Here is a 9,911-nt window from a genome sequence, read left to right as displayed (position 1 = left end):
AAACTAAATTTTTTTCTATGCTACTAATAAGAGATATGTTAAGTTATTTAGTTAGAGTTTTTACTCTTTGTTGATTTTACAATGTTATTTACCCCTTTGAACTGATTACAGTCAAAGTTAAGTACACACTCTGTGTCTTTAGCTTTGATTGTCTAGGTGGCTATAGAGAGAGGGAAACGCCTGGCTCCATTCCGAACCCAGAAGCTAAGCCTCTCATCGCTGATAATACTGCACCTTTCAGGTGTGGAAATGTAGGTCGCTGCCTAGTTAATCGTTCTTTACTTTTACTTCACTCTTTATTCTTATTACTTTACTTCTTTGTATTTTTTTATTTATAATATTTTAGAGTCTATATTCCAAGTATGTGTTATTTTGTCCATATGTACAGCATATAGTCTATTTAAAAATTCATTTCTTGATATTTCTTTCGCCCCAAGTGACTTCAAATGACTTGTCGGCACTTGACAATCTATAAAATCATATCCCCATTTTTTTAAATGTTTTACAAGCATATAGTAAGCTGCTTTAGAGGCATCTGATTTATAAGTAAACATTGATTCTCCACAAAATACTTTTCCTATTGTCAAACCATATAGACCACCTACAAGTTCTCCATTTTGATAACTTTCAACGCTATGTGCAATACCCATACCGTGTAGAACATTAAATGATTCAATTAGCTCTTCATTTATCCAAGATCCTTCTTGTCCTACTCTTATTGTTGTCGCGCAACAACGCATAACCTTTTCAAAATTAGTATCAAATTTATAGGTAAATTTTTTAAGACTTTTTTTGAGAGATTTGCTGAGTTTGAAATCATCTAATTCCATTATAAGACGAGGATCTGTTGACCACCAAAGTATAGGATCTTGGTTAGAGTACCAAGGGAAGATACCATTTTGATAAGCTCTAATAAGTCTGGAAGGATTTAAGTCTCCTCCCCATGCTACAATGCCTTCCTCATTCGCATCACGAGGATTAGGAAAGCTTAGTGAGTATTTATTTAATTGAGGAATATACATTAATTTTTTATGTATTCATTTATTAGTGCATTGTTTTTTACATCTACTACTACTTGTCCACCATTTTGCAGAGTACCAAAAAGAATTTCATCACTAAGTTTATTTATAATGTTTTCTTTAATATATCTCTTAAGTGGTCGCGCACCCATCTCCGCTTTAAAAGATTTTTCAACTATGTATTTGGCAACTTTATCTGTAACTGTTACATTTATTTTTTTCTTTTTAAGTTCACTATTTAATTCATCTATAAATTTATAGACTATGCCTTGTAGGACATTAGAAGAAAGTGGCTGAAATTCTACGGTAGCATCTAGTCTATTTCTAAATTCTGGTGTGAAAAAGGCTTTCAAATCTTCATTTTTTGCCAGCGATTCATCTTTATTGAAACCCATAACATGTCGAGCGCTTGCCCCTATATTTGATGTCATAATTAATATAACATTTTGAAAATCTGCTTTATATCCATTATTATCTGTTAGTGTAGCACTATCCATAATCTGTAGTAAAATATTTATTAAATCTGGGTGTGCTTTTTCTATTTCATCTAACAGTAAAACAGTATATGGATGTTTTTTAATTGCTTCAGTGAGTAGACCTCCCTGTTCGTACCCTACATAGCCTGGAGGTGCTCCAACTAAACGAGAAAGGGCATGTTTTTCCATATACTCACTCATATCAAATTTTTCAAAATGAATGCCTAAAGTATCACTGAGTGCAATGGCAAGTTCTGTTTTACCAACCCCCGTTGGTCCAGAAAACAGAAATGAACCTATAGGTTTATTGGTAGGTGTAAGCCCAGCTTTAGCAATTTTTATGGCTTTAGAGACAGTTTCAACTGCACTATCTTGTCCTATGACTCTTTTCTTTAAATTTTCATCCAAATTTTGCAAAGATAGAGTTTCACTTGTACTGATTGTCGCGGGAGATATCCCAACTATTGATGCTATGGTTTTCTCTATATCGGCTGCGTTTACTTTTGATTTTTTTGGCTCTTTTAGATGAAAAGATGCTGCCGTTTCATCTATTAAATCAATTGCGATATCAGGTAAAAATTTATCATTTATATAACGTTTCGAGAGCTCTATTGCTGTTTTTAGAGCTTTATTTGTATATTTAACAGAGTGGTGAGCTTCATATTTTTTTTGTAAACCTTTGAGGATGAGATAGCTTGTCTTTTTTGAAGGTTCGTTAATATCAATTTTAGAAAATCTTCTGCTAAGAGCTTTGTCTTTCTCAAAGCCATTTCTATACTCTGCAAAAGTTGTTGCACCCATACATTTTATTTCCCCAGAGGCAAGTGCTGGTTTGAGTTGATTTGCTGCATCCATAGTTCCACTTGTACTTCCTGCACCAATAAGTGTATGAATTTCATCTATAAAGAGTATTGCATTTTCTTCATGCTTTAGTTCATCCATAACGCCTTTAAGACGTTTTTCAAAATCACCTCTGTACTTTGTACCAGCAAGTAATGCGCTTAAGTCTAAGGCATATAATTTTGCATTATTGATGATTTTAGGAACATCATTTGCTGCTATTTTTAACGCAAGTCCTTCTGCAATAGCTGTTTTACCAACACCTGGTTCACCGACTAATATAGGATTATTCTTTTTACGCCTACAAAGGATTTGGATAACTCTTTTTATCTCTTTTTCTCTGCCAATTACAGGGTCTATTTTATTCTCTTTTGCTTTTGCAATCAGATCTATCGAATATTTCGAGAGATTTGACTCTTTTGTGTCTGTATTCGTTCCTTGACTCTCGTGGGATATTATTTCTAATATATCAAGTTTTGAGATTTGGTATTTGCTTAATAAGGCGTAAGTAAAAGTATGCTCTTCCTCAAAGAGCGCTACAATTAGGTCGCCTATATCTGCATTTTCTTGTCCTGAAGATTGTATATGTCTTACCATTTTATCAATAAGTCTTGCAAGCGCGACACTTTCATAAGGATCTTGCTCTATATTTTTAGGTAATACTTCCATACTATTTTTGAGATATTCAGCTAATTCCTCTTTCATCTTTGCTACATCTCCTCCACAAGCATCAATAATAGTAGCACCATCTTCAGAGCTTAATAGCAGATAAAAAACATGTTCTATTGTTAAATATTCGTGATGTAACTGTTTTGCAAAGAGTATAGATTTTTGAAATATATCGTTGAGTGATGCACTTATCATTTTTATTCCTTCTCCATCATAGCTTTTAAAGGGAAACTACTCTCTTTAGCCTTTCGTTTCACCTGCATAATTTTTGTTTCTGCAACTTCATAAGAGTAAACCCCACATAGACCCTTCCCCTTTTCATGTACTTCAAGCATAGTCTTTTGAGCATCCTCATAACTTTTGTGAAATATACTCATAAGAATATCTATAACAAATTCCATAGAAGTATAATCATCATTGAGCAAAAAAACTTTGTATTTATCAGGATATTTTAGTGCAATTTCGTCATATAATTCAAATTCTGTATGTGTAGACATAATCTTTACTTTGCTGCGTTTAGAAAGTCATCAATTATATCTTGGGGATTTTCCAATCCCACAGATACTCTTATAAGACCATCAGTAATACCAAGAAACCTTCTCGTATGTGCATCAAAATCACTATAAATTGTAGAAGCCATATGCAGAGCTAATGTTCGACTATCCCCAATATTCGCTGTTATTGTGGCTATCTTTGTTCTTTTTAGAAACTCAAAAGCCCTCTCTTTTGTCTGCATATCTATAGTGAAAAGTGTTCCACAGCCATTAGAAAATTGTTCTAAATATCTGCTGTGTTGTGGATGTGATTTTAAAGATGGATGGTTGATGTTTAGTCCACTTTTACTCAGCTCTTCTGTAATGATTTCAATGCTTTTTACAACTCTTGGTAAACGCAGTGCTAAGGTTTCTAAGCCTAACATTGTTTGGTAACTAGCATGAGCATTTGCACTCATTCCAAAGTCTCTTAAAGCTCTTTTCTTTGCATTTGGAATAAGTGCCATAGCACCTGTATTTTTGATAAAATTAGTTAAAAAATCATAGCGTTTGCTTTTAAATTTATCATTGCCCTCGTTTATAGCACGAAAAGCGACACAACCACCTAAAGCAGATGAGTTTCCAGATATTACTTTTGTTGTTGAATAAACAACAATATCTGCACCGAGTGCAATGGGCGAGATACTCAAAGGTGTAATAGTATTATCAACAATAAGTGCAACCCCTGCATTATTTGCAATGGCAGCGATTTTTTTAATATCAGGAAGTTGCATATTTGGATTTCCTACACTTTCTAAAAAGATAATTTTAGTTTTTTCACTTATAGCTTGGGTGATTTTTTCAAATTCATCAACATCAAAGAAAGATGTTTTAACTCCAAAACGACTGATAGTTTCACTAAAAAATGAGTAAGTACCTCCAAAAAGTCCCCCTATACTGATGACTTCATCACCTGATGAAAGAAGAGACATTGTTGCGAGGGTTGTCGCAGCCATCCCCGAACTTGTGGCAACTGCACCTATTGCACCATCTATCTCTGCCATAATAGATTCTAATCTTGCAGTTGTAGGATTGCCCATTCGGGAATAGAGTGGTTTTTTAACACTTCCGTTAAATATTCCCTCCGCAATTTCTGGTGTACCATATGCAAATGATGCAGATGAGACGATTGTAGGAGAAACTGCTCCCTCTTTAAACCCAATATTTTGGACAAATTTTGTACAATATTCTTCAAATTTATTCATACTTCTTATATACCTTTTAGTTAGTGTATAAATTATATCGAATTGGATATAAAAACTATCCTAAAGAGTTTAATTATGCTAAAATTATAAAATATAATCTAATAGGATGGCAGATGGATAATACAACGGTATTGGATAAATTGAGTGAAAAAGTTTCACAAATACTTCAAGAGCGTCAAACACTAAAAAGTGAAGCTGAGGCAATGAGAAATGAACTTGTAGCATTAAAGGCGAATTGTGAATTGAAGAATCAAGAAATTGATAAATTAGCAGAAGAAAATGCACTCAAAGATTTAGAAATAGAAGAAATTGTAAACAAAATAGAAAGTATTTTAGGCTAAAAGTAAATGAGTAAAAAAATAGGCTTACATATTGGCGGACGTCGATTTGATGTAGATGTTGAAGAGAAGTTTGCACTATTTTTAGAACAAAAGATGGCTGATGACTTTAATATAGATGGAAATAATGATTTAAAAATATTGCTGCAGGCATATGTAAGAAAAAATCATGAGCTCTATCTTCAAAATAAAAAGATAGATGAAATTTTAGAAAAACTTGAAAAGTAGAGATTATTTTATGCTACTGTAAGTTTTTATTGCTATAATTTCACCCTCTTAATAAAGAGATGGTGTGCGCTCGTAGCTCAGCTGGATAGAGCACTGGTTTGCGGTACCAGCGGTCACACGTTCGAATCGTGTCGGGCGCACCATATTTAAACTTCATCTACATAAAACTCACAATAATTTTAACAATAATAAAAACTCCTTATCGCTTAACTGGATAAAGCAGTCCCCTCCTAAGGGATAGCTCAAGGTTCGAGTCCTTGTGGGGAGACCACTCATATAGTTTTGTATCAAAATAATTTTCTAGGACTATGGTTAAGTATTGATGTGTTTATTTAAGCAATTAAGCTATAATTCCATTAATGAAAAAAGACATAAATTTTACAGTAAAATCTCCTTATCAACCTGCGGGTGATCAGCCAAAGGCCATTGAAGTATTAAGTAAAAGCATACTTGATGGGAATCGTTACCAGACACTTGAAGGTGTAACAGGTAGTGGAAAAACACATACTATGGCGCGAGTTATAGAGAATGTAAAAATGCCGACCATTATTATGACTCATAACAAAACTTTAGCGGCTCAATTGTACTCAGAGTTTCGCCAGTTTTTTCCTCATAATCATGTTGAGTATTTTGTTTCGTATTATGATTATTATCAACCAGAAGCCTATATTCCTCGTCAAGACCTTTTTATAGAAAAAGATAGTGCTATTAATGATGAACTTGAACGACTGCGTTTGAGTGCTACTGCAAATCTGCTCTCTTATGATGATGTTATTGTTATCGCTTCTGTTTCTGCTAATTATGGTCTTGGTGATCCTGAAGAGTACCAAAATATGGTGCAATCTCTTGAAATCGGGGATGAAGTAGCGCAAAAAAAGCTACTACTGCGTTTAGTAGAGATGGGATATTCTCGTAATGACAACTATTTTGATAGTGGACATATTCGTGTCAATGGGGAGAGTATAGATATTTATCCACCATATTTTGAGCAAGAAGCAATTCGTGTTGAGTTCTTTGGGGATGAAATAGAAGCGATTTATACTTTTGATGTAATTGATAATAAAAAATTAGAAGAACATAAAAGCGTCACAATCTATGCAACTTCACAGTTTAGTGTTTCTCAGGAGAAGATGTCAGTTGCTATTAAACGCATAGAAGAAGAACTTGATGCAAGGCTTGCATACTTTCAAAAAGAGGGAAAACTTGTAGAGTATCAACGCTTAAAACAGCGTGTAGAGTTTGATTTGGAGATGCTACAAACAACTGGAATGTGTAAAGGGGTTGAAAACTACTCAAGGCTTTTAACAAATAAAAAGCCTGGTGAAGCACCTTTTACTCTGCTTGATTATTTTGAACAAAATCATAAAGAGTATCTTGTGATTGTTGATGAGTCACATGTCTCTCTTCCTCAGTATAGAGGAATGTATGCTGGGGATAGGGCTAGAAAAGAGGTGCTTGTTGATTATGGATTTCGTCTGCCAAGTGCCTTAGACAATAGACCTCTAAAAGCAGATGAGTATATAAATAAAGCACCACACTATCTTTTTGTATCGGCAACCCCTGCAGAGTATGAGCTTGAACTCTCTTCTACTAAAGCAGAACAAATCATACGACCAACTGGCCTGCTTGACCCTATTATAGAGATAAAACCATCTGATAATCAAGTAGAAGATATACATGACGAGATAAAGGGCATAGTTGCAAAGAATGAGCGTGTCCTTATAACGGTTCTAACAAAAAAGATGGCAGAAGCCTTAACGAAATATTTAGCAGATTTAGGTATAAAAGTGCAGTATATGCACTCTGATATAGATACGATTGAACGCAATCAAATTATTCGTTCACTGCGTTTAGGGGAGTTTGATGTTTTAATTGGTATTAATTTACTTCGAGAAGGTTTAGATTTGCCTGAGGTCTCTTTGGTTGCTATTTTAGATGCAGACAAAGAGGGCTTTTTAAGAAGTGAAACGGCGCTTGTACAAACCATAGGGCGAGGGGCGAGAAATGAGAATGGACGGGTTATTTTATATGCAAATAAAATGACAGGTTCGATGCAAAGAGCCATAGATAAAACGAATGATAGGCGTGCCTTGCAAGAAGCAAATAATAAAAAGTATGGGATTACGCCGACAACGACAAAAAGAGCTTTAGATGAAAATCTAAAACTTGAAGATCACGGAGGACTCTATCAAAAACACAAAAAGATGGATAAAATTCCTCCAAGTGAGCGAAAAGCAATCATTAAAGAGCTTTCAATGAAAATGAAAGAGGCTGCTCGTGAGTTGAACTTTGAGGAGGCTGCAAGGCTTCGTGATGAAATTACAAAAATAAAAAAATTATAGTTTAAAAAATCAAGGAAAAACATGGAAGATACACTTAACAACTTAGCAACATACGGATATATAGGGCTTTTCCTCTACTCTCTTGGAGGAGGTTTTGTTGGACTCGTGGCAGCAGGCGTTCTTAGTTTTATGGGAAAGATGGATTTGTCACTCTCTATTGCTATTGCGTTTAGTGCAAATGCTTTAGGTGATATTCTTCTCTTTTGGCTTACTCGTTACCAAAAAACGATGATGGTTGAGGGGCTTCGCAAGCATAGAAGAAAGGTGGCTTTGGCTCATATTTTGATGAAAAAAAATGGTGACTGGGTGATTTTTATTCAAAAATTTATTTATGGTTTAAAAACAGTTGTTCCTATTGCTATTGCTTTAACAAAGTATGATTTTAAAAAGTTTGCAATTTTAAATGTTTTTGCAGCGGCTATTTGGGCATTAGCATTTGGTTTGAGTAGTTACTACTTTGGTGCAGTTTTAAGTAAATTCGCAATGTTTATTAGTGATAACAAATGGTTAGCACCAGTTATACTTATAACTATTGGTGGAGCAACTTGGCTTTATATGGAAAAAGTAACAAAGAAGAAAAAAAAGAGATAGAGTAGAAAGCTTTTAGCTTTCTACTTTTGGTCCTGCAGTTGAGAAGTCAAATTGACTATCTGCATCTTGGTAGCGTTTGAAGTTTTCTATAAACATTGCAGCTAATTCATCTCTAGCTTTATCAAATGCCTCTTTATCTTCCCAAGCATTTCTAGGATTAAGAAGTTCAGGATTGATATCGCCCAAAGTTTTTGGCACTTGAAGTCTAAAAGTTTTTGTGGTGTCAAATTCACTCTCTTTAATTGAACCATCTAAAATAGCATTGACACAAGCACGAGTATCTTTAAGGCTCATGCGTTTTCCAACACCATAAGCACCACCAGTCCAGCCTGTATTTACAAGGTAAACATTTACATTATGCTCATCTATTTTTTTACCGAGAAGGTCAGCATATACTGTTGGATGCAGTGTCATAAACGCCTCTCCAAAACATGCAGAGAATGTTGCAACTGGCTCTGTAATACCTCTTTCAGTACCTGCTACTTTTGCAGTATAACCACTTAAGAAGTAGTACATTGCCTGCTCTTTTGTAAGTTTAGATACTGGAGGTAAAACACCAAACGCATCAGCAGATAAGAAAATGATATTTTCAGGATGTCCAGCCATAAGATTTGATTTATGATTTACAATATGCTCAATTGGGTAAGAGACACGAGTATTTTCAGTTTTTGAATCGTCATTATAATCAACAATACCATTGTCTTTAACAACAACATTTTCTAAAAGTGCATCTTTTTTAATTGCACCAAAAATTTCAGGTTCATGCTCTCCATTAAGATTAATTACTTTTGCATAACATCCACCTTCAAAGTTAAAGACGCCATCATCATCCCAACCATGCTCATCATCACCAATTAAAGCACGCTTTGGATCAGTAGAGAGTGTAGTTTTTCCTGTACCGCTTAGACCAAAGAAAAGAGCTGTGTCTCCACGCTCTCCAACATTTGCTGAACAGTGCATAGAGAGTTTGCCATCAAGTGGAAGCCAGTAGTTCATCATTGAAAAAATACCTTTTTTCAACTCACCACCATACCAAGTACCACCGATGATACAAAGATTTCTCTCTACATCAAAAAGAACAAACACTTCAGAGTTCATTCCATGTTCTTTCCATTTGTCATTCACTGCTTTACATGCATTTAAAACTGTAAAGTCTGCTTTAAATGTATCTAATTCATCTGCAGTCGGACGGATAAACATATTTTTAACAAAGTGAGATTGCCATGCAACTTCCGTTATAAAACGGATAGATTTTTTTGAAGCTGGACTTGCTCCACTATATACATCAGTAACATAAAGGTCTTTTCCTGAGAGTTGTTGGCGAGAAAGTTCAAGTAACTCATCAAAAATCTCTTCACTTATCTTTTGGTTTACATCGCCCCAAGCAATATATTTGTTAGACGGTGCACGATCTACAAAATATTTATCTTTTGGACTACGACCTGTGAAAATACCAGTATCAACAGTAGCAGCACCGCTACTAGTCTCTTGTACCTCACCATTTTCAAGTTCATGTTTTTTTAGCTCATCAAAGCTAATATTATGATAAACTTCACCAACGCTCTTAAGTCCTAAATCTTCCAACTCTTTTGTTACATTCATACTTTACCTTCTGGTACATATTAATTGATACTTTTTAGTAGTGTATCATCTCTAGAGTGAAATTATAC

General features: G+C 34.6%; 9 protein-coding genes, 2 tRNA genes and 1 rRNA gene. 7 read left to right on the top strand and 5 right to left on the bottom strand.

Features of this window, described 5'->3' with window-relative positions; all coding sequences use genetic code 11:
* The first annotated feature begins 152 nt into the window (after nt 1–152).
* Nucleotides 153–268 (top strand): 5S ribosomal RNA (gene rrf, locus MVY38_RS06180).
* 64 nt (nt 269–332) lie between these two features.
* On the opposite strand, the gene aat is transcribed toward rrf, so the two are convergent.
* The 4 genes from aat to MVY38_RS06160 are packed head-to-tail and all read right to left on the bottom strand — an operon-like array spanning nt 333 to nt 4,742.
* Nucleotides 333–1,022 (bottom strand): leucyl/phenylalanyl-tRNA--protein transferase, encoded by a 690-nt coding sequence (aat, locus tag MVY38_RS06175; RefSeq protein ID WP_297484397.1) that lies wholly within the window; start codon nt 1,020–1,022, stop codon nt 333–335.
* Complete coding sequence (gene clpA, locus MVY38_RS06170) at nt 1,022–3,199, bottom strand: ATP-dependent Clp protease ATP-binding subunit ClpA (protein ID WP_297484395.1); 2,178 nt, start codon at nt 3,197–3,199, stop codon at nt 1,022–1,024. Before clpA ends, aat begins: the two co-directional genes overlap by 1 nt.
* A 2-nt stretch (nt 3,200–3,201) precedes the next feature.
* Nucleotides 3,202–3,501 carry an ATP-dependent Clp protease adaptor ClpS gene (locus MVY38_RS06165; RefSeq protein ID WP_297484393.1) on the bottom strand — a complete coding sequence of 100 codons (300 nt, stop codon included), beginning with the start codon at nt 3,499–3,501 and terminating at the stop codon, nt 3,202–3,204.
* A gap of 5 nt (nt 3,502–3,506) precedes the next feature.
* The gene (locus MVY38_RS06160; protein WP_297484391.1) at nt 3,507–4,742 is read right to left on the bottom strand and encodes an aminotransferase class I/II-fold pyridoxal phosphate-dependent enzyme; all 1,236 of its coding nucleotides are present in this window, start codon (nt 4,740–4,742) and stop codon (nt 3,507–3,509) included.
* Between the two features lie 113 nt (nt 4,743–4,855).
* Between MVY38_RS06160 and MVY38_RS06155 the strand changes: the two genes are divergently transcribed.
* The 6 genes from MVY38_RS06155 to MVY38_RS06130 all read left to right on the top strand — a co-directional run bounded on the left by MVY38_RS06155 (nt 4,856) and on the right by MVY38_RS06130 (nt 8,241).
* A complete protein-coding gene (locus MVY38_RS06155) occupies nt 4,856–5,083 on the top strand; it encodes a hypothetical protein (protein WP_297430928.1) in 228 nt (75 codons plus the stop codon).
* 6 nt (nt 5,084–5,089) lie between these two features.
* Nucleotides 5,090–5,308: a hypothetical protein gene (locus MVY38_RS06150; RefSeq protein ID WP_297484389.1), complete on the top strand. Its 219-nt coding sequence runs from the start codon at nt 5,090–5,092 to the stop codon at nt 5,306–5,308.
* Between the two features lie 66 nt (nt 5,309–5,374).
* Nucleotides 5,375–5,451 (top strand) — tRNA-Arg (locus MVY38_RS06145).
* 52 nt (nt 5,452–5,503) lie between these two features.
* Nucleotides 5,504–5,579: transfer RNA gene (locus MVY38_RS06140), tRNA-Arg, on the top strand.
* An 88-nt stretch (nt 5,580–5,667) separates the two neighbouring features.
* Nucleotides 5,668–7,650 carry an excinuclease ABC subunit UvrB gene (gene uvrB / locus MVY38_RS06135; protein WP_297484387.1) on the top strand — a complete coding sequence of 661 codons (1,983 nt, stop codon included), beginning with the start codon at nt 5,668–5,670 and terminating at the stop codon, nt 7,648–7,650.
* 21 nt (nt 7,651–7,671) lie between these two features.
* Nucleotides 7,672–8,241: a DedA family protein gene (locus MVY38_RS06130; RefSeq protein WP_297484385.1), complete on the top strand. Its 570-nt coding sequence runs from the start codon at nt 7,672–7,674 to the stop codon at nt 8,239–8,241.
* A 12-nt stretch (nt 8,242–8,253) separates the two neighbouring features.
* On the opposite strand, the gene pckA is transcribed toward MVY38_RS06130, so the two are convergent.
* A complete protein-coding gene (gene pckA, locus MVY38_RS06125; RefSeq protein ID WP_297484383.1) occupies nt 8,254–9,843 on the bottom strand; it encodes a phosphoenolpyruvate carboxykinase (ATP) in 1,590 nt (529 codons plus the stop codon).
* Between the last annotated feature and the right edge of the window lie 68 nt (nt 9,844–9,911).

Source organism: Sulfurimonas sp. (genome assembly GCF_027056685.1).
GTDB lineage: Bacteria > Campylobacterota > Campylobacteria > Campylobacterales > Sulfurimonadaceae > Sulfurimonas.
This window is presented reverse-complemented; position numbering and strand designations above follow the sequence as displayed.